This is a genomic window from Plantibacter cousiniae (nom. nud.) (assembly GCF_977070315.1).
In genome coordinates this window covers 164,447-182,932 of record NZ_CDRVEU010000003.1, presented here as the reverse complement: position 1 = coordinate 182,932, position 18,486 = coordinate 164,447, and the positions used below count along the sequence as shown (strand labels likewise).

At 60.4% G+C, this 18,486-nt stretch carries 15 protein-coding genes; 6 read left to right on the top strand and 9 right to left on the bottom strand.

Translation table 11 applies throughout. From position 1 onward, the window contains the following. Positions 1-29: 29 nt before the first annotated feature. The 4 genes from ACW55A_RS07595 (at position 30) to ACW55A_RS07580 (ending at position 3,826) form a co-directional block, all read left to right on the top strand. Positions 30-1,178 carry an EstA family serine hydrolase gene (locus ACW55A_RS07595; protein ID WP_003363516.1) on the top strand — a complete coding sequence of 383 codons (1,149 nt, stop codon included), beginning with the start codon at positions 30-32 and terminating at the stop codon, positions 1,176-1,178. A gap of 153 nt (positions 1,179-1,331) precedes the next feature. Continuing rightward, positions 1,332-2,492: an OmpA family protein gene (locus ACW55A_RS07590; RefSeq protein ID WP_455808742.1), complete on the top strand. Its 1,161-nt coding sequence runs from the start codon at positions 1,332-1,334 to the stop codon at positions 2,490-2,492. 74 nt (positions 2,493-2,566) lie between these two features. Continuing rightward, the gene (pdxH, locus tag ACW55A_RS07585; protein ID WP_003363512.1) at positions 2,567-3,214 is read left to right on the top strand and encodes a pyridoxamine 5'-phosphate oxidase; all 648 of its coding nucleotides are present in this window, start codon (positions 2,567-2,569) and stop codon (positions 3,212-3,214) included. Between the two features lie 147 nt (positions 3,215-3,361). Then, entirely contained in the window at positions 3,362-3,826 is a 465-nt protein-coding gene (locus tag ACW55A_RS07580; RefSeq protein ID WP_003363510.1) for an outer membrane lipoprotein, read from the top strand. A gap of 128 nt (positions 3,827-3,954) precedes the next feature. Here the strand turns inward: ACW55A_RS07580 and ACW55A_RS07575 are convergent, their stop codons facing one another. The 7 genes from ACW55A_RS07575 to ACW55A_RS07545 form a co-directional block, all read right to left on the bottom strand. Further along, a complete protein-coding gene (locus tag ACW55A_RS07575) occupies positions 3,955-5,568 on the bottom strand; it encodes an NAD(P)/FAD-dependent oxidoreductase (RefSeq protein WP_003431164.1) in 1,614 nt (537 codons plus the stop codon). 97 nt (positions 5,569-5,665) lie between these two features. Beyond that, positions 5,666-6,346, bottom strand: a complete 681-nt coding sequence (locus ACW55A_RS07570; RefSeq protein WP_455808743.1) for a COG3650 family protein — start codon at positions 6,344-6,346, stop codon at positions 5,666-5,668. Between the two features lie 256 nt (positions 6,347-6,602). Beyond that, the gene (locus tag ACW55A_RS07565) at positions 6,603-7,304 is read right to left on the bottom strand and encodes an ABC transporter ATP-binding protein (protein ID WP_002554807.1); all 702 of its coding nucleotides are present in this window, start codon (positions 7,302-7,304) and stop codon (positions 6,603-6,605) included. Then, positions 7,305-8,072 carry a high-affinity branched-chain amino acid ABC transporter ATP-binding protein LivG gene (gene livG, locus ACW55A_RS07560; protein WP_003314434.1) on the bottom strand — a complete coding sequence of 256 codons (768 nt, stop codon included), beginning with the start codon at positions 8,070-8,072 and terminating at the stop codon, positions 7,305-7,307. Then, positions 8,069-9,334: a high-affinity branched-chain amino acid ABC transporter permease LivM gene (locus tag ACW55A_RS07555; protein ID WP_003363501.1), complete on the bottom strand. Its 1,266-nt coding sequence runs from the start codon at positions 9,332-9,334 to the stop codon at positions 8,069-8,071. The genes livG and ACW55A_RS07555 overlap by 4 nt, the downstream gene beginning before the upstream one ends. Further along, the gene (livH, locus tag ACW55A_RS07550; RefSeq protein ID WP_003314436.1) at positions 9,331-10,254 is read right to left on the bottom strand and encodes a high-affinity branched-chain amino acid ABC transporter permease LivH; all 924 of its coding nucleotides are present in this window, start codon (positions 10,252-10,254) and stop codon (positions 9,331-9,333) included. Before livH ends, ACW55A_RS07555 begins: the two co-directional genes overlap by 4 nt. Positions 10,255-10,481: 227 nt before the next feature. Continuing rightward, positions 10,482-11,606 (bottom strand): branched-chain amino acid ABC transporter substrate-binding protein, encoded by a 1,125-nt coding sequence (locus ACW55A_RS07545; RefSeq protein WP_003431160.1) that lies wholly within the window; start codon positions 11,604-11,606, stop codon positions 10,482-10,484. Between the two features lie 292 nt (positions 11,607-11,898). On the opposite strand from ACW55A_RS07545, the gene ACW55A_RS07540 reads away from it, so the two are divergent. Continuing rightward, on the top strand, positions 11,899-12,237 hold the full coding sequence (locus ACW55A_RS07540) for a DUF2288 domain-containing protein (RefSeq protein WP_003363494.1): 339 nt from the start codon (positions 11,899-11,901) through the stop codon (positions 12,235-12,237). Positions 12,238-12,387: 150 nt separating this feature from the next. Here the strand turns inward: ACW55A_RS07540 and ACW55A_RS07535 are convergent, their stop codons facing one another. Next, a complete protein-coding gene (locus ACW55A_RS07535) occupies positions 12,388-14,679 on the bottom strand; it encodes a putative bifunctional diguanylate cyclase/phosphodiesterase (RefSeq protein WP_054082132.1) in 2,292 nt (763 codons plus the stop codon). A 362-nt stretch (positions 14,680-15,041) separates the two neighbouring features. Further along, positions 15,042-17,888: an RNA polymerase-associated protein RapA gene (gene rapA, locus ACW55A_RS07530; RefSeq protein WP_003363488.1), complete on the bottom strand. Its 2,847-nt coding sequence runs from the start codon at positions 17,886-17,888 to the stop codon at positions 15,042-15,044. A 235-nt stretch (positions 17,889-18,123) separates the two neighbouring features. Between rapA and ACW55A_RS07525 the strand changes: the two genes are divergently transcribed. Next, positions 18,124-18,465, top strand: coding sequence for a hypothetical protein (locus ACW55A_RS07525; protein ID WP_003363486.1), 342 nt, complete (start codon positions 18,124-18,126; stop codon positions 18,463-18,465). Positions 18,466-18,486 lie beyond the last annotated feature (21 nt).

The following is an 18,486-nucleotide window of genomic DNA, read 5'->3' as shown; positions in this document are numbered from 1 at the left end:
GGCTCATGTTGCCAGTCAGGAGTCAGCCGTTGCAGATCCAGGGTCATTACGAACTTCAATTCGAAGCAGTACGTGAAGCCTTTGCGGCGCTCTTTGACGACCCGCAGGAGCGCGGCGCTGCCTTGTGCATTCAGGTCGGCGGCCAGACCGTCATCGATCTGTGGGCGGGCACTGCCGACAAGGACGGTGCCGAGGCTTGGCACACCGACACCATTCTCAACCTGTTCTCCTGCACCAAGACCTTCACCAGCGTGGCGGTTCTGCAACTGGTCGAAGAGGGCAAGTTGAAGCTGGACGAACCCGTGGCCAGGCTTTGGCCCGAATTCGCCGCGGCGGGCAAGGCCTCCATCACCCTGCGCCAATTGCTCTGTCATCAGGCCGGCCTGCCCGCGTTGCGTGAGCCGTTGCCTGCCGAAGCGCTTTACCAGTGGGACACCATGACCGCCGCCCTGGCCGCCGAAGAACCCTGGTGGACACCGGGTCAGGGGCATGGTTATGCAGCGATCACCTATGGCTGGCTGGTGGGCGAGATGCTGCGCCGCGCCGATGGTCGAGGTCCCGGTGAATCCATTGCTGCGCGTATCGCCCGCCCGCTGGGGCTGGATTTTCATGTGGGCCTGGCGGATGACCAGTTTCATCGTGTGGCCCACATCGCGCGTGGCAAAGGCAATGCCGGTGACGACGCTGCCCAGCGCGTGCTTCAGGCGACGATGCGCGAACCGGCTTCGATCACAGCCAAGGCGTTCACCAACCCGCCGTCGATCATGACCAGCACCAACAAGCCGGAGTGGCGCCGCATGCAGCAGCCAGCGGCCAACGGTCACGGCAATGCGCGCAGTCTTGCCGGTTTCTATAACGGTCTGCTCGATGGCAGCCTGCTTGAAGCAGACATGCTCAATGAGCTGACCCGTGAACACAGCCTCGGTCAGGACAAGACATTACTGACCTCGACCCGTCTGGGACTGGGCTGCATGCTCGATCAGCCGGGCGTTGCCAACGCGACTTACGGCCTGGGGCCAAAGGCCTTTGGCCATCCGGGGGCGGGCGGCTCGGTGGGTTTCGCCGATCCTGATGGCGAGGTTGCCTTTGGCTTCGTTACCAACACCTTGGGGCCGTACATTCTGATGGACCCACGCGCTCAGAAACTGGTCGGGGTTCTGCGTGAGTGTTTGCAGTAAGTATCGGCCATAAGTGCTTGTTTCATACCGACTGTCAGTTAAATGGCTGTAACAGGAACCGTACGACGGTTTCTTTTTCCAACTGCATCTTTATGCATGTTATACCGGCGTAGTTACGTCCTTCTGTCTGATCAAAACCGTTGCGGGTTACCCATGTCGTCTAATAAAAGCCTCGTTCTCGCCCTGTGCATCGCCGTGACCGGCTGTGCGCAAACCCCACAATCCGACTCTGCTGCAACCGGAGGCCATTGGTGGCAGTTCGGTTCCGGCAGCGACTCCGCTGACGCAGGCACCGCTGCCAAGGCTCCGGCACCGAGCCCGGCGCCCGCTCCGGTTGCCAAGGCTGCTGCAACGCCGGCACCTGAGGCAGGTGCTGAAAACAGCGCGCGGTGGTACTGGCCGTTCGGCTCGAACGATAACGCGCAGGCCAAACCTGATGCCGTGGCCGAAAAGCCGGCCGCCAAGCCTGCTGCACCGGCGATGGTTGCCAAGTCGGAGACCGACAGCAAGTGGTGGTGGCCGTTTGGCAATGACTCCGCCAAGGACGAGCCGAAAGCGCTGCCGATGCCTGATCCGAAAGTGACCCAGGCCTGGCTGGACGAATACGAGCCGCGCCTGCGCGCTGCAATCAAGGACAGCCCTTTCCAGCTGGAGCGTCGCGAAGACCTGCTGGCAATCACCGCGCCCGTCGACAGCTCGTTCAACCCCGACCGTCCGGCCATGCTGCTGCCGAACACGCTGGGTCCGATCACCCGTCTGGCCAAGGTGGTAGAAGGCGATCAGAAAACTGCTGTGCTGATTCTCGGTCATGCCGACACTTCGGGTCCTACCGAAGCCAACCAGAAGATCAGCCAGGAGCGTGCGCAGTCGGTTGCCGCGATTTTCCGTCTCAGTGGCCTGGAGCGTAATCGCCTGAGCCAGCGTGGCATGGGTGCGGTGATGCCGCGCGCCGCCAACGACAGCCTGCAGGGGCGTGCGCTCAACCGCCGGGTCGAGATCCTCATGACGCCGCAGGACACCATGCGCGCGCTGATGAGCCGCTACGCACTGCCGCCAGTTGCACCGACTATGGTCGCGACCCAGGACGTCAAGCCAGTCGCCCCGGCACCTGCCGCCGCACCTGCGAAGAAAACCGCTGCGAAGAAAGACACCGCCAAGAAAGCTGCACCGGCCAAAGCCAGCACCGCCAAGAAGGCCGCGCCAGCCAAGACCACCGCAGCGGCCAAGAAGCCGGCAGCGACCAAAACCACCGCCAAGGCCCCGGCCAAAACCGCAACGCCCGCCAAGAAGGATGACAGCCAGGCCAGTAACTAAGCCTGTCAGCACCCACGCGGATCGTCACTGACGCTTCGCGTGGGGTCGATCCCTGACCTCGCAGGAACCAGAGCATGACCCAGACCCTGGCCGATATGCGCCGTGATTACACGCGCGACGGGTTGACCGAAGCGCAATCGCCGGACGAGCCCTTTGCACTCTTTCATGCATGGTTTGCCGACGCGGTGAACACCGAGCAACCGCCGGTCGAGGCTAACGCCATGACATTGGCGACGGTTGATGAGCAAGGACGTCCCCATTGCCGCGTCCTGCTGCTCAAGGGCCTGGACACTCAGGGCTTTACGTTTTTCACCAACTACGAAAGCGCCAAGGGCCAGCAGATCGCTGCACGTCCATTTGCCGCGATGACCTTCTTCTGGCCGACACTGGAGCGCCAGGTGCGTATCGAGGGTCGGGTCGAGAAAGTCTCTGCGCAAGAATCCGACGCCTATTACCAGGTGCGCCCTCTGGGCAGCCGTCTGGGTGCATGGGCCTCGCCACAAAGTCGGGTGATCGCCGATCGCGACGAACTGGAAGGTCTGATCAGACAGACGGAACAACGCTTCGCAGACACCCAGCCACACTGCCCCGAGCACTGGGGTGGCTATCGTCTTTTGCCCGAGCGGATCGAGTTCTGGCAGGGTCGCTCCAGTCGACTTCACGACCGTTTGAACTATCGTTTGATAGACGACAGATGGACACGCGAGCGCCTTGCACCCTGATTGAATTATTCGTCTGGCCAATCGTCTGAGCGTTATACGGGCCGTGGCTGTATGAGGCCTGAATCAATTTAATTTGCGGGCTCGGGGCCGTGACAGCGCCTTTGTCGGGTAGTCTAATGGCCACTGATTCCTCTGGAGATTCCTTTTATGCGCAAGTCTGCTCTTCTGGTTGCTTCGTTCACTGCCATGGCACTGATGATGGGCGGCTGTACCTCGAATCTGACCGGTGATTCCTACTCCCGTGACGAGGCCAGGACCGTACAGACAGTTCGCATGGGAACGATCGAATCCCTGCGTCCGGTCAAGATCGAGGGCACCAAGACCCCGATCGGCGGCGCGGCAGGTGCAGTCGTTGGTGGTGTGGGCGGCAGCGCTATCGGTGGCGGTCGCGGCAGTATCGTGGCAGCGGTGATCGGCGCAGTGGCCGGCGGCCTGCTGGGTTCGGCGACCGAGGAAGGCCTGACCCGTACGCAAGGTGTCGAAATCACCGTGCGTGAGGATGACGGCAGCATGCGTGCCTACGTGCAGCAGGTTCAGGAAAACGAGATTTTCCGGGTCGGCGAGCGTGTGCGCATCATGAGCGTCAACGGCACCAGCCGCGTTACTCACTGATCTGCAACACCGCACAGCAAAACCCCGAGCCGCAATGCTCGGGGTTTTTTATTGCCAGGCGTAAATGGGCGTGAATACCATGCCCATTGCTCACGAAGACGATGTATCGAACGCCCTGTTTCCTGGGGTCAGCCCTCGATCCCCAGCATGTCGCGCACCAGCGCTTCAGCCACCCGAATGCCGTCCACGCCAGCCGAGAGAATCCCGCCCGCATAGCCAGCGCCTTCACCGGCCGGGTAAAGGCCTTTGGTGTTCAGGCTTTGCAGAGCCGGCCCGCGGGTAATGCGCAGCGGTGCCGAGGTACGGGTTTCGATGCCGGTCAGCACGGCGTCGTGCAGCGAGAAGCCTTTGATCTGCTTGTCGAACGCAGGCAACGCTTCGCGAATAGCTTCAATGGCAAAGGCGGGCAGGGCCTCGGCAAGGTCCACCAGCTTCACGCCCGGCTTGTAGGACGGTTCAACACTGCCCAGAGCGGTCGAGGCCCTGCCTGCAATAAAGTCGCCGACCAGTTGCGCCGGAGCCTCGTAGCTGCTGCCGCCGAGCAGATAGGCGTGGGATTCCAGACGCTCCTGCAACTCGATACCGGCCAGCGGGCTGCCAGGGTAGTCCTGTTCCGGCGAGATACCGACCACGATGCCCGAGTTGGCATTGCGCTCGTTGCGTGAGTATTGGCTCATGCCGTTGGTGACCACTCGACCGGGCTCTGATGTGGCTGCCACGACCGTGCCGCCAGGGCACATGCAGAAGCTGTAGACCGAGCGGCCGTTGCTGGCGTGGTGCACCAGTTTGTAATCGGCTGCGCCGAGCTTCGGGTGACCGGCATATTTGCCCAGTCGCGCGCGGTCGATCAACGATTGCGGGTGTTCGATGCGGAAGCCCACCGAGAATGGCTTGGCTTCCATGAACACGCCACGGCCGTGCAGCATGCGGAAGGTGTCACGGGCACTGTGGCCCAGCGCCAGAATCACGTGCCGGGACTCGATCTGCTCGCCGCTGTCGAGCTGCACGCCCAGCAATTGGCCATCCTCGATCATTACGTCGGTCACGCGCTGCTGAAAGCGCACTTCGCCGCCCAGTGCTTCGATCTGATGGCGCATGTTCTCGACCACGCCCGTCAGGCGGAACGTGCCGATATGCGGCTTGCTGACATAGAGGATTTCTTCCGGCGCGCCGGCCTTCACGAACTCGTGCAGCACCTTGCGTCCGATGAATTTCGGGTCCTTGATCTGGCTGTAAAGCTTGCCGTCGGAAAAGGTCCCGGCACCGCCCTCGCCAAACTGCACGTTGGATTCGGGGTTGAGTACGTTTTTGCGCCACAGTGCCCAGGTGTCCTTGGTGCGCTGGCGAACTTCGGTGCCGCGCTCGAGGATGATCGGCTTGAAGCCCATCTGCGCCAGCAGCAGCCCGGCAAAAATGCCGCAGGGTCCGAAACCCACGACGATCGGACGCTCTGTCAGGCCCTCGGGAGCGTGACCGACGACTTTGTAGCTGACATCAGGTGCCGGGCCGACGTGGCGGTCATTGGCCAGCTTGCGCAACAGTGCCTCTTCATCCTTGACCTGGAAGTCGATGGTGTAGATGAAGCACAGCTCGGAAGACTTTTTGCGCGCGTCGTAACTGCGTTTGAAGAGGGTAAAGTCCAGCAGTTCGCCGCTGTCGATACCCAGGTGCTTCAAGAGCGCAACGCGCAGGTCTTCTTCCGGATGATCGATCGGCAGCTTGAGTTCGGTGATTCGTAACATTAAGGGGTCCAGTTTTCGGGCCGCAGGTTCAGCCCGACAGCACTACAAGAACCGGCGATTATAAGCGCTGAACCCCTTTGGCGGCGAGCCTGGGCGATCAGTCGTCGCGCGAACCGCCGTAATAACCGCAGCCACGCTGGGCCTGGCCGTTGATGCGCAGCTCTGCGGTGAGGTGTTGCACCGAGCCGTCGACGCTGTCGACGCAGCGCTGTGGCGCGACCCAGATCTCGATGCGCTGGTTGTTGGCTTCACTGCTGATGCTGAAACTGCCGTCCGGCAGCTTCTCTTCCACGTAGGGCAACGCCAGTGGGGCAACGCCCTCGCGCTCCAGAACCATGCCCTTGCCGCTGACATTGACGTTCCAGGCGGGTTTGTTGCCATTGACGTGCAATGTCAGGCGTTTGAAATTGAGGTCTTCACAGGCCTGGCCGGGACGTTCGACGCGGTACAACTGATGCAGGTCCAGCTGTCCGTCACTGTTGGCCGCCTTGCTCGCAGCAAAACTGCCGCGCAGATCGGCAAACACCGCGCCCTTGCTGTCCGCCAGCGAGGCCGCTTCCTGCAGAATACCGGTGTTGCCGCGATCCTTGACCACGTAGCGACGCTGCTCGTTACACGGCTTGAACAGCAGCTGGCCGTTTTCTCCGGTCAGGTCGCCCTGCATACGGAGCATGCCCGCCGTGGAAACCTTCGGTTCCTCGGCCTGTTTACCGAGCAACTGACACCCGGCAAACAGCGGTAGAAGAGCAAATACGAGGACGGAACGGGCAGCGAACATGATGTGGTCTCCAGACAAGTGCCGCCACGTTACTCAGACTGGAGGTGCATCACAAGGGTCGGGATGCTTATCGCGCGAGCAGTGGCTTTGACTATCGTTCAGGTTTGACGCTGACGGTAGGAGCGAACGTGTTCGCGAAAGGGCCGTTTTGTTCGACGAAAATACATCGTTTAAACGAACGCCTTCGCGAACAAGCGAAGCGTCACCCGATTCGCTCCTGCAAAACCGTTTCGGCCTATAGGGGCGTGGCGTGAGCTTACCCGCCCAGATACGCGTCCCGCACTTTCGGATCGACCAGCAGTTCTTCGCCTGTGCCTTGCATGACCACGCGGCCGTTTTCCAGTACGTAGGCGCGGTCGGCGACTTTCAGGGCCTGGTTGGCGTTCTGTTCGACCAGAAACACCGTCACGCCATCGCGGCGCAGCTGTTCGACGATCTCGAAAATCTGCTGGATGATGATCGGCGCCAGACCCAGCGAAGGCTCGTCCAGCAACAACAGCTTGGGCTTGCTCATCAGCGCACGGCCAATGGCGAGCATCTGCTGCTCGCCACCGGACATGGTGCCGCCGCGCTGATTGAAGCGTTCCTTGAGGCGTGGAAAGAGCTGCAGGACCTTGTCCATCTGTTCCTGATAATCAGCCTTTTCCGTGAAGAAGCCGCCCATCGCCAGGTTCTCTTCAACGGTCAGACGCGCAAACACCCGACGGCCTTCCGGCACCACGGCAATGCTCTTGCGCATGATGATCGACGACTCCAGCCCGACCAGTTCCTCGCCCATATAGCGAATACTGCCGCTGTGGGCGCGTGGTGAGCCGCACAGGGTCATCAACAGGGTGGACTTGCCGGCACCGTTGGCACCGATCAGGGTGACAATTTCACCCTGACGCACTTCCACGTTGACGCTGTGCAGCGCCTGGATCTTGCCGTAGAACGTGGAAACGTTTTCGAACTGCAGCATTTACGCTTCCCCCAGGTAGGCTTTGATCACATCGGGATTGTCACGAATCTGTTCCGGCGTGCCATCGGCCAAAGGCGTGCCCTGATTGATCACCACGATGTGGTCGGAAATGCTCATTACCAGTTTCATGTCGTGCTCGATCAACAGGACCGTAGCGTTGTGCTCGCTGCGCAACACGCCGATCAGCGCTTTCAGATCATCGGTTTCTCTGGGGTTCAGACCCGCCGCCGGTTCGTCGAGCATCAGAATGCGCGGGCGCGTCATCATGCAGCGGGCGATTTCCAGGCGGCGTTGCTGACCGTAGGCCAGCGTACCGGCAGGGCGGTTGGCGAACTCCCGGAGGTTGACCGCCTCAAGCCAGTGCTCGGCGTAGTCCATGGCTTCACGTTCGCTGCGGCGGAACGCGGGCGTCTTGAACAGGCCGGACAGGAAGTTGGTGTTCAAATGGCGGTGCTGGGCAACCAGCAGGTTTTCCACGGCAGTCATTTCCTTGAACAGGCGCACGTTCTGGAACGTACGCACCACGCCCTTGCGCGCGATCTGATGGCCAGCCAGGCCCTGGATCGGCTCACCGTCCAGCAGAATCGTGCCCGCGCTTGGCCGGTAGAAACCGGTCAGGCAATTGAAGACTGTCGTCTTGCCGGCGCCATTGGGGCCGATCATCGATACGACCTGCCCCTGATTGACGGTCAGGGCAACGCCATTGACCGCCAGCAGGCCGCCAAAACGCATGCTCAAGCCAGTGGCTTGCAGTAATGGGCGGCTCATTTCGACTGCTCCGCTTTCAATTTCATTTCGGGGCGCTGCATCGGCAGGAAGCCTTGTGGGCGCCAGATCATCATCAGCACCATCAGCGCGCCGAACATCAGCATGCGGTAGTCACTGAACTCACGCATCAGCTCGGGCAACAGGATCATCACGATGGCTGCCAGGATCACACCCAATTGCGAGCCCATGCCACCCAGCACGACGATGGCCAGGATGATTGCCGACTCGATGAAGGTGAACGATTCCGGGGTGATCAGGCCCTGACGTGCGGCAAAGAAGCTGCCTGCGAAACCTGCGAACGCAGCGCCAAGGGTGAACGCCGAGAGCTTGATCACGGTCGGGTTCAAACCCAGTGCACGGCAGGCGATTTCGTCTTCGCGCAAGGCTTCCCAGGCCCGGCCGATCGGCATGCGCAGCAGGCGATTGATGACGAACAACGCTGCCAGTGCCAGCAGCAGGGCGATCAGGTAGAGGAAGATGACCTTGTTGATCGAGTTGTACGGCAGGCCGAAGAACTCATGGAAGGTCTGCATGCCCTCAGCGGCCTTGCGCTCGAAGGTCAGACCGAAGAGGGTCGGCTTTTCGATGTTGCTGATGCCGTTCGGGCCGCCGGTGATATCGGTCAGGTTACGCAGGAAGATACGGATAATCTCGCCGAAGCCCAGCGTCACGATAGCCAGATAGTCGCCGCGCAGACGCAACACCGGAAAGCCCAGCAGGAATCCGAACAGCGCCGCCATCAACCCCGCGATCGGCAGGCAGATCCAGAAACCGAGTCCGTAGTAGTGCGACAGCAGGGCATAGCTGTAGGCGCCGACCGCATAGAAACCGACATAGCCCAGGTCAAGCAGACCTGCCAGGCCGACTACGATGTTCAGGCCGAGGCCGAGCATCACGTAGATGAGGATCAGCGTGGCAATGTCCACCGCACCGCGCGACCCGAAAAATGGCCAGATGAACGCAAGCACGATGAGCGCCGCAAGGCCCCAGCGCTGGGTTTTCGGCTGGGTCAGAAAGTCGCTGGTCTTTTGCGGGATCAGCGGCTTGTCGGAGCCGCGACGCAGGCCGCTGATCTGCTCGGCAAACAATACGCGCAGAAACAGCAGGACCGAACACACGGCAATGATGGTCAGGGTCAGCGGGCTGGCGTTCTGCACTTGCAGGGTGACGCCGGAAAAGGCCAGTTTCAGACCGAACACCGGATAGGCCACGGCCCAGACCAGTGCGGCGCTGAACAGCGCCTGTTTGAAGGACTTGCTCATACTTTCTCAACCTCCGGACGACCCAGAATGCCGGTCGGTCGGAACAGCAGCACCAGGACCAGCAGGCCGAAAGCCACGACGTCCTTGTACTGATCACCAAAAATGTCGGCACCGAAGGCTTCGGCGACGCCCAGCACCAGGCCACCGAGCACGGCACCTGGGATCGAACCGATACCGCCCAGTACCGCAGCCGTGAAGGCTTTCAGGCCGACGAGGAAGCCGGCGTTGGGGTTGATCACGCCGTATTGCATGCTCAGCAGCATGGCGGCGACAGCGGCCAGTGCCGCACCGACCACGAAGGTCAGGGCGATGATGTTGTTGGTGTTGATGCCCAGCAGATTGGCCATCTTCATGTCCTCGGCGCAGGCGCGGCAGGCGCGGCCCATTCGCGAGCGGGAAATGAACAGGGTCAGGCCGGTCATGGCCACCAGGGTGACGACGAACACCACGATCTGCATGTAGGAAATCAGCACTTCCTCTGCGCCACCGGGCCCGAACGAGAGGCTGCCGGGTAGCAGGTTGGGGATGGCGAAGTTGCCCGAACCCTGGGAAAGCTGGACCGAGTTCTGCAGAAAGATCGACATGCCGATGGCAGAAATCAGTGGAATCAGACGGTTGCTGTTGCGCAGCGGACGGTAGGCCACACGCTCGATGCTGTATCCATAGGCACTGGTCACGATGATCGCAGCGGCAAAACCGGCAATCATCAGCAACGGCAGGCTGTGAATCCCCAGCATCGCCAGACCGGCGAGTGCCATGAAAGCTACATAGGAACCGATCATGTACACCTCGCCATGGGCGAAGTTGATCATTCCGATGATGCCGTACACCATCGTGTAACCGATGGCGATCAATGCATACGTACTGCCAATGGTCAGGCCATTGACCAGCTGCTGCATGTAGTGGAATAACTCGGGCATTTACCGCGCTCCTAAAAACCTGATCTGCATTTCTCTGACCTGCGCCGGGGTGGCATTCTGTGGATGCGTAGCCTGTTGCGCTGCCAGGGAACCGCTATTGATGGTTTTAAGATTTTCAGGGGGCCTCGTGCACGCCGTTCGGGTCGCCGAAACGTGCGTACGGGCCTGGATTCGTAAAACAAAGCCCACTGCGCTGGCAGTGGGCTTTGAGGGTTGATGCAAGCAGCTTATTTGGCGGCTTCGGTCTTGGGTTTGCCGAAGTGCCACTCGTAGACCACGAACTGGAAGTTCTTCAGGTCACCTTTTTCGTCGTAGCTCAGCTCGCCCATTGGCGTCTTGAAGGTACCGGCATGGATGGCAGCGGCCACCTTGGCGGTGTCTTCGGACTTGGCGGCCGCGATGCCGTCAGCAATGACCTGCACGGCGGAGTAGGACGGGTACACGAACGGGCCGCTCGGATCCTGGCTCTTGGCCTTGAAGGCTTCGGTCAGCGCCTGGTTGGCCGGGTCCTGGTCGAAGGATTTTGGCAGGGTGACCAGCAGGCCTTCCGAAGCATCGCCCGCGATTTGCGAGATCGACTCGTTGCCGACGCCTTCAGGGCCCATGAATTTGGCGTTCAGGCCTTTTTCCTTGGACTGACGCAGGATCTGGCCCAGCTCAGGGTGGTAGCCGCCGTAGTAGACGAAGTCGACGTTGGCCTGCTTGAGCTTGGCGATCAGCGACGAGAAGTCCTTGTCGCCAGCGTTGATGCCTTCGAACAGTGCAACCTTGACGCCTTTTTTCTCCAGCGTCTGCTTGACGGCTGTCGCGATGCCTTCGCCGTACTGCTGCTTGTCGTGAATGACTGCAACGATTTTCGGCTTGGCGACGTCGGCAATGTAGTTGCCAGCGGCCGGACCCTGGGCGCTGTCGAGACCGATGGTGCGGAACACCAGTTTGTAGCCGCGCGCGGTGATTTCCGGGCTGGTGGCAGCTGGGGTCACCATGATGATGCCTTCATCTTCGTAAACGTCGGACGCTGGCTGAGCGGAGCTGGAGCAGAGGTGGCCGACCACGTATTTAACGCCGTCGTTGACCACTTTGTTGGCGACCGCAACGGCCTGTTTCGGATCGCAGGCATCATCGTATTCGACGGCTTCGAGCTTTTTGCCATCCACGCCGCCTTTGGCGTTGATCTGCTCGATGGCCATCTTGGCGCCATTGAACTGCATGGTGCCGTATTCGGCGACAGGGCCTGTCTTGGGGCCGGCGATGCCGATCTTGATGGTGTCAGCTGCGAACGAATGGCTGGCAACCCCCGCCATAACCAGTGCGGCAAACAGCCTTGAAAGCTTATTGGTACCCTTAGTCATGATGCTCCACTCTTGCGTTGTAGTTTTTATAATCCTGATGGCCAAGGCTCCAGGACCGATTCGATCACCGGTTGTCCCACGCCGCCAACTGTACCGGAACAGTTTAGAGCGCGGTTCGCTGGCTTGGAAAGCCGGGCGTCTGGGGACAAATCTGTGGGTGTCGCTTAATCGAAAGAAAGTTACAGAATCGAACCGCTTGAGTGTCTGAAATCACTTCAGATCCATAAGGTTATCTGCACTTCCCTGCGATAAATCGCCTGCTTCTGGGCTTGCCGGTGGGAAAGTCGGCGGTATGATTGCGCCGATTTTCTTTTTGGTGAAACCCATGACGCAAGAACCTAGCACCCTCTATGCCAAACTGCTTGGCGAAACGGCCTCAATCACCTGGACTGAATTGCAACCATTCTTTGCCAAGGGTGCCCTGTTGTGGGTCGAGTTGCCTCTGGATTTGATCGAAGTCGCCGAGGCAGTGGCCGAAAATGATGCAGCCAGGGTGTCTGCGTGGCTGGCGGAGGGGCGGGTTGGCAAGGTGTCTGAAACCAAGGCGCTTGAGCTGGTGGAGACAGATCCGCTGCTCTGGGCTGTGGTAGTGGCACCTTGGGTTTTGATTCAAAATAGGGCGCAGGATTGATTTGCGCACCAGTCAGGTGCCTTGCGGTTTTCCGGAGTGAGTGGGAAGGTAACTCTTCGGCAGCCCGCGTAGCGTAAAACCACACCGTTAAGGTGGCGGTTTCTGCAGGCTGCACTGTTTCTTTTGACGATGGAGCCTTGCGCTGCTCCTTCAGGTACGAACAGGTCTGGGACTGGCGAAGTCGTCATTTTCAGGCAGTTCGGCAAACACATCCGGAATGTCTGGTGTTTCGCTGTCTTGCCCCTGGCTGTGCTGTTGTGGCAGGGCAGACCAGCGGGTCGTGGGCTCGCGCTGGTTCATCTGTCTGGCAAGAGGCAGGATGCGCTCCAGCGGCTGGGGCCTGTTGAACAGATAACCCTGTACGTAATCACTGCCAAACTGCCTGAGAAACTCCAGTTGATCCTGGGTCTCGACGCCTTCGGTCACGACTTTCAAGCGCAGCGTATGCGCCATGACAAGGATTGCCTGAACGATTTCCATGTCCTGCGGGGACTGGGGGATGTCGATGATGAACGATCGGTCGATCTTCAACGTGTCCAGCGGCAGCCGCTTGAGATAGGCGAGCGACGAGTAACCGGTGCCGAAGTCGTCGATCGACAGGGAAACACCCAGGCTGCGAATGTGTTTGAGCATCAGGATAGTGTTGCTGATGTTGCCCATCAGGGCATTTTCGGTCACTTCCAGTTCCAGCCGTCCAGGCGCTGCGTCAGCATCGGCCAGCGCCCGCTCAACCTCTTCGACCAATTCGTTGCGGCCCAGCGTCAGCGCTGAGCAGTTGACGGAGATGATCAGCTGTTCCAGCCCTTCCTGATGCAGAGTGCGCAAGTCGTGACAGGCGCGGCGCAGCACCCAGTTATCCAGTTCGGCAATCAGGCCGTTGGCCTCGGCGATGCCGATGAAGCGTGCGGGCACCAGCAAGCCGTGCTGCGGATGATTCCAGCGTACCAGCGCCTCGAGCTTGGCAACGTGGCCGGTGCGCATGTCGACGATAGGTTGGTAATACACCTGCAGCCCCGTTCCCTCGCGCAGGGCATTGCGCAGTTCTTCTTCCAGTTGCAGCTCCAGACTGGCCTTGGTCTTGAGGGCCGGATTGAAGAAGTTGACGCCGTTGCGCCCTTTGTCCTTTGACTGGTACAGCGCAAGGTCTGCGTGCTTGAGCAACTCATCGCAGGTCTCACCGTCACGCGGGAATACGGCAATGCCGATACTGGTGGTCATGACCATGCGCCTTCCTGCCAGCGCGATGGTCTCCTTCATCTTTTGCATGACCCGATGAGCCAGATGGCGGGCCTCTTCGTAGTCCGGAATGCTCAGCAGGATGCAGAATTCATCGCCGCCGAAACGCGCCACCACGTCCTGGGTACGGGTAGCACTGCGGATACGCTCGGCGATCACCTTGAGCAGCTCGTCACCCGCATCATGGCCCAGGCTGTCGTTGATGCGCTTGAAGTGGTCGATGTCCAGAAACATCACCGCAAGCATGCCTTTGTTGAAGATATGCTCCTGCAGCTTCTCGGCGAAGATCTGATTGAACCCGCGGCGGTTGATCAGGTTGGTCAGCGGGTCGTAATGCGCAACCTGCTGAAGCGAAACGCGTGCCTGATCCAGCTGGGTAAGCAGTGCATTGACCCGCTGCAGATCATGCTCCTTGCCTTGCAGTTTCTTGTCGGCCATTGCCGCGCTGATGCTGCCGGCGATGGTCAGCAGGGCGATGGCCGCGATGGTAAGCCCCAGTTGCTGGCTGTTTTCAGTGCTGGGGACGTGCAGCTCAATGCCTTCGGGTATCACCAGCCGCAGCGCCTTCATGCCCATCAGGTGCATGGTCAGCAGGCCTGCGCCCAGCAGAAGGCTGACCGCATAACGGAACATCTGATGAAACATGCCGTGGTACTGGCGCAAGTGCCGGGACAGGGTCAGCAGCGCAATGCTGGAAAGAACCGCGACCAGAATCGACAGGGCAAACATTCGCGGCTCATAGTACTGCGTAGCGGTAGAGCGCATGGCTGACATGCCGAGGTAATGCATGACGCTGATGCCGATCCCCATCACCACCGCGCTGGTCAGGCAGCGTCTCAGGGTCAGCTCCGGGATGGTCAGCGCCCGCATGGCCACCAGTGCGGTAACCAGTACGATCAGTAGGGAAATCAGCGTGATGGAAAGGTCATAAGTGATTTTGAGCGGCGCCTGGAACGCCAGCATGCTGATGAAGTGCATCGCCCACACGCCACCGGCCAGGCATAACGCGCCCAGCGCCTTCCAGAGGCGACGGCTTTTAAGGGCGTCGACCTGGATGACACGGTCCGCAATGTCCAGCGTGGCAAAGCACGCAGCACAGGCCACGCCGTAAGCCAGCGCGACCAGAAACAGGTTGTGACTGCAGTCGATCAATAATTGCACGTCCGCTGGTGGGCCAGCGAATACGTTCAAACCCAGCCAATCCATAGCTTGCCCTTATCTCACTGCAAGGCCGCCAAGGCCGAAAGCCTGGCGTTCAAAGCTGAGTATAGAAGCTGTTTACAACCTGCAAATGCACGAGGTGCCAATTTGGCATCAAAGTGATGGCTGGCGTGTTTGGTGCGTATCGTTTAGAGGACGCAGAGCGTCCGGAAAGGCATGCCTACGCGGAGCATGGGCACGATAGGGGGGTGTTGCGGATATCGCGGAGCAGGGGCGTGGTTACGGGACACATCGTTCCTCACGCTCCAGCGTGGGAATGCCTTTCATGACGCTCTGCGTCATAGCGTGAGCAAGAGCGTCATGCCCATGCGGGGCATGGGCATGACCGGCGGGTGTGTGACCAGCCCTCAGCCTGCGACCAGTACCCGGATCGCTTCCAGACGCAGGGCCGCTTTTTCAAGCATGGCCAGACCCTGTTCACGTTGCGTGCGCAGAGCCACCAGTTCACTGTCGCGCACGGTCGGGTTGACCGCTTGCAATGCCGTCAGGCGGGCCAGTTCTTCTTCGGTGTCGGCTGCCAGGCGACGCTGAGCTTCGGCGACGCGCTCTGCGTGTTTCGGCGTGATTTTCTCTTCGCCCGCGTTGATCCTCGGGGTCAGTTGGTCGCGTTGCGCCTGGATGAACTTGTTGGCGCTGGCACGGGGCACGCTTTCGAGCTGATCGTTGAGCGTATTGAACGACACACGGCTGGCCAGATCGTTGCCATTGGGGTCAAGCAGGCAGCGCAGCGCAGCAGGCGGCAGATAACGCCCCAGTTGCAGCGAGCGAGGCGCAACCACTTCGCTGACGTAGATCAGTTCGAGCAGAACGGTGCCCGGCTTGAGCGCCTTGTTCTTGATCAGTGCCACGGCGGTGTTGCCCATCGAGCCGGACAGCACCAGATCCATGCCGCCTTGCACCATCGGGTGCTCCCAGGTGATGAACTGCATGTCCTCGCGGGACAGCGCCTGATTACGGTCGTAGGTGATGGTCACGCCTTCGTCGTCGCCCAGCGGGAAGCTGGCGTCGAGCATCTTTTCACTCGGCTTGAGGATCAGGGCGTTTTCCGAGTGGTCCTCGCTGTCGATGCCAAAGGCGTCGAACAGGGTTTCCATGTAGATCGGCAGGCTGAACTGATCGTCCTGGTCGAGGATCGCTTCGACCAGCGCTTCGCCTTCGCCTGCGCCGCCGGAATTGAGTTCCAGCAAACGGTCGCGACCGGTATGCAGTTCGCTTTCCAGGCGCTCGCGTTCGCTGCGGGCTTCATCGATCAGGGTTTGCCACTCGTCGTCGTCACCGCTTTCCAGCAACGGCAGCAGGCGCGGGCCGAACTGATGCTGCAGGGCGTTGCCGGTCGGGCAAGTGTTGAGGAACGCATTGAGCGCTTCGTGATACCACTGGAACAGGCGGGCCTGCGGACTGGTTTCCAGGAACGGGACATGCAGCTCAATGGTGTGCTTCTGGCCGATCCGGTCCAGACGCCCGATACGCTGCTCCAGCAAGTCCGGGTGCGACGGCAGATCGAACAGGACCAGATGGTGGGAGAACTGGAAGTTGCGGCCTTCGCTGCCGATTTCCGAGCAGATCAGCACCTGGGCGCCGAACTCTTCGTCTGCAAAGTAGGCCGCGGCTCGGTCGCGCTCGAGGATGTTCATGCCTTCGTGGAAAACCGTGGCGGGGATACCGGAACGCACACGCAGCGCGTCTTCCAGGTCCATGGCGGTTTCGGCATGGGCACAGATGACCAGCACCTTGACGCGCTTGAGCATTTTCAGGGTATCGATCAGCCAGTCGACGCGTGGATCAAAGCGCCACCAGCGCTCTTCCTCGCTGACTTCCGACTGCGACTGGAAGCTGACTTCAGGGTAAAGATCGGCGTGCTCGCCGACCGGCAGTTCGAGGTATTCGACAGGGCAGGGCAGCGGGTATTGATGCAGCTTGCGCTCCGGGAAGCCCTGCACGGCGGCACGGGTGTTGCGGAACAGCACGCGGCCGGTGCCATGACGGTCCAGCAGTTCGCGAATCAGACGCGATTTGGCTTCTTCGTCGCCGGTATTCACCGAGGCCAGCAGCGAATCGCCTTCGGCACCCAGGAAGCCGTGAATGGTTTCCTGCGCCTCGGCAGACAGCTTGCCCTTGTCGAGCAGCTCCTGAACGGCCTGAGCCACCGGGCGATAGTTCTCGCTCTCGGCGCGGAAGGCCTTGAGGTCGTGGAAACGGTTCGGGTCCAGCAGGCGCAGACGGGCAAAGTGGCTGTCCTGGCCCAGTTGTTCCGGCGTCGCGGTCAAGAGCAGTACGCCGGCAATGACTTCGGCCAGTTGTTCGACCAGCGAATATTCGCGGCTGGCCTTGTCTTCGTGCCAGACCAGGTGGTGCGCTTCGTCAACCACCATCAGGTCCCAGCCTGCCGCAAACAGGGCGTCCTGGGCCTTTTCGTCTTCGACCAGCCATTCCAGGGCGACCAGTGCGAGCTGGGTGTCTTCGAACGGGTTGCCGGCATCGCTTTCCATGAAGCGCTCAGCGTCGAACAGCGCGACCTGCAGGTTGAAGCGGCGACGCATTTCCACCAGCCACTGGTGCTGGAGGTTTTCCGGGACCAGAATCAGCACGCGGCTGGCGCGGCCCGACAGCAGTTGGCGATGGATCACCAGACCGGCTTCGATGGTTTTACCCAGACCCACTTCGTCGGCCAGCAGAACGCGCGGCGCGATACGGTCCGCGACTTCGCGAGCGATGTGCAACTGGTGGGCGATAGGCTGTGCCCGCACGCCACCCAGGCCCCACAGGGAGGACTGCAATTGGCGGCTGGTGTGTTCGAGCGTGTTGTAGCGCAGCGAGAACCATGACAACTGGTCGATCTGGCCGGCAAACAGACGGTCGGTCGCCAGGCGGAACTGGATAAAGTTCGACAGCTGGGTTTCCGGCAGCGTGACCAGTTCGTTCTGCGCGTTCAGGCCGTGGTAGACCAGCAGACCATCGACATCGTCGACTTCGCGAACGGTCATTTTCCAGTTTTCGAAGTGCGTGATCACGTCGCCAGGGGAGAAGCGCACGCGGGTCAGCGGCGCATTACGCAGTGCGTACTGACGTGTTTCGCCAGTGGCCGGATAGAGCACGGTCAACAAGCGGCCGTCCTGTGCCAGAACGGTGCCCAAACCCAGCTCGGCTTCGCTGTCACTAATCCAGCGTTGCCCCGGTTGATACTGCTGCGCCATGCTGCCTGTCTCCCGCTTGAAAAAGCTGAGTATGTTAACGGAACACGCCCCGAAGGCCAAAGGCAGCGTGAAAAAACTCATGGTCAGCGCTGGAACCTATCGAATTTTTGGTTCCATGACACTTATTTCACTGAGAGGGGTCAAAAAAGATCTTACTTAAACCACCACTGGCTCTTTCAGCCCGGTTCAAGTTGCCTCGTGCACGGCCGAAACCCCGGTAAGAGGAGATAAAACCATGCTGCAACCTATGCTTCCGTTAAGTGTGGTGCCTGTGACATCACAGCTGGATCCGGCCAAACGCATGCCGGACATTCCACCTGTAGCGCCGGTGCAGGAGAGCTCCAGCGAGACCTCCATCGACCTGCGCAATGAAGATACTGAACGAAGCGCGTTGCTGTTGCGTGAAGAGCAACAGCGCCAGCAGCAACAGCAGCAGGCTCATGGCGGCGGAGAAGCCGAGGAATACGTGGGGCTGGTGGTCCCGGGTGATTCGCTGAACGCCGACAACACCGTACCCGTTGTACCGCTCATCGACGACGAGCCGCGCCAGGGGCTTTGGGTGGATATTCAGATCTGATCGCTGCACCGCCCAGGGCTG

Bases quoted from the DNA above. Each gene is read 5' to 3' on its own strand.
- ACW55A_RS07575 (WP_003431164.1), bottom strand. From the start codon at position 5,568: ATGTTACGAATCACCGAACTCAAGCTGCCGATCGATCATCCGGAAGAA.
- livG (WP_003314434.1), bottom strand. From the start codon at position 8,072: ATGAGCCGCCCATTACTGCAAGCCACTGGCTTGAGCATGCGTTTTGGC.
- ACW55A_RS07570 (WP_455808743.1), bottom strand. From the start codon at position 6,346: ATGTTCGCTGCCCGTTCCGTCCTCGTATTTGCTCTTCTACCGCTGTTT.
- ACW55A_RS07535 (WP_054082132.1), bottom strand. From the start codon at position 14,679: ATGGATTGGCTGGGTTTGAACGTATTCGCTGGCCCACCAGCGGACGTG.
- ACW55A_RS07590 (WP_455808742.1), top strand. From the start codon at position 1,332: ATGTCGTCTAATAAAAGCCTCGTTCTCGCCCTGTGCATCGCCGTGACC.
- ACW55A_RS07525 (WP_003363486.1), top strand. From the start codon at position 18,124: ATGCTGCAACCTATGCTTCCGTTAAGTGTGGTGCCTGTGACATCACAG.
- pdxH (WP_003363512.1), top strand. From the start codon at position 2,567: ATGACCCAGACCCTGGCCGATATGCGCCGTGATTACACGCGCGACGGG.
- ACW55A_RS07545 (WP_003431160.1), bottom strand. From the start codon at position 11,606: ATGACTAAGGGTACCAATAAGCTTTCAAGGCTGTTTGCCGCACTGGTT.
- ACW55A_RS07565 (WP_002554807.1), bottom strand. From the start codon at position 7,304: ATGCTGCAGTTCGAAAACGTTTCCACGTTCTACGGCAAGATCCAGGCG.
- rapA (WP_003363488.1), bottom strand. From the start codon at position 17,888: ATGGCGCAGCAGTATCAACCGGGGCAACGCTGGATTAGTGACAGCGAA.
- livH (WP_003314436.1), bottom strand. From the start codon at position 10,254: ATGCCCGAGTTATTCCACTACATGCAGCAGCTGGTCAATGGCCTGACC.
- ACW55A_RS07555 (WP_003363501.1), bottom strand. From the start codon at position 9,334: ATGAGCAAGTCCTTCAAACAGGCGCTGTTCAGCGCCGCACTGGTCTGG.
- ACW55A_RS07580 (WP_003363510.1), top strand. From the start codon at position 3,362: ATGCGCAAGTCTGCTCTTCTGGTTGCTTCGTTCACTGCCATGGCACTG.
- ACW55A_RS07540 (WP_003363494.1), top strand. From the start codon at position 11,899: ATGATTGCGCCGATTTTCTTTTTGGTGAAACCCATGACGCAAGAACCT.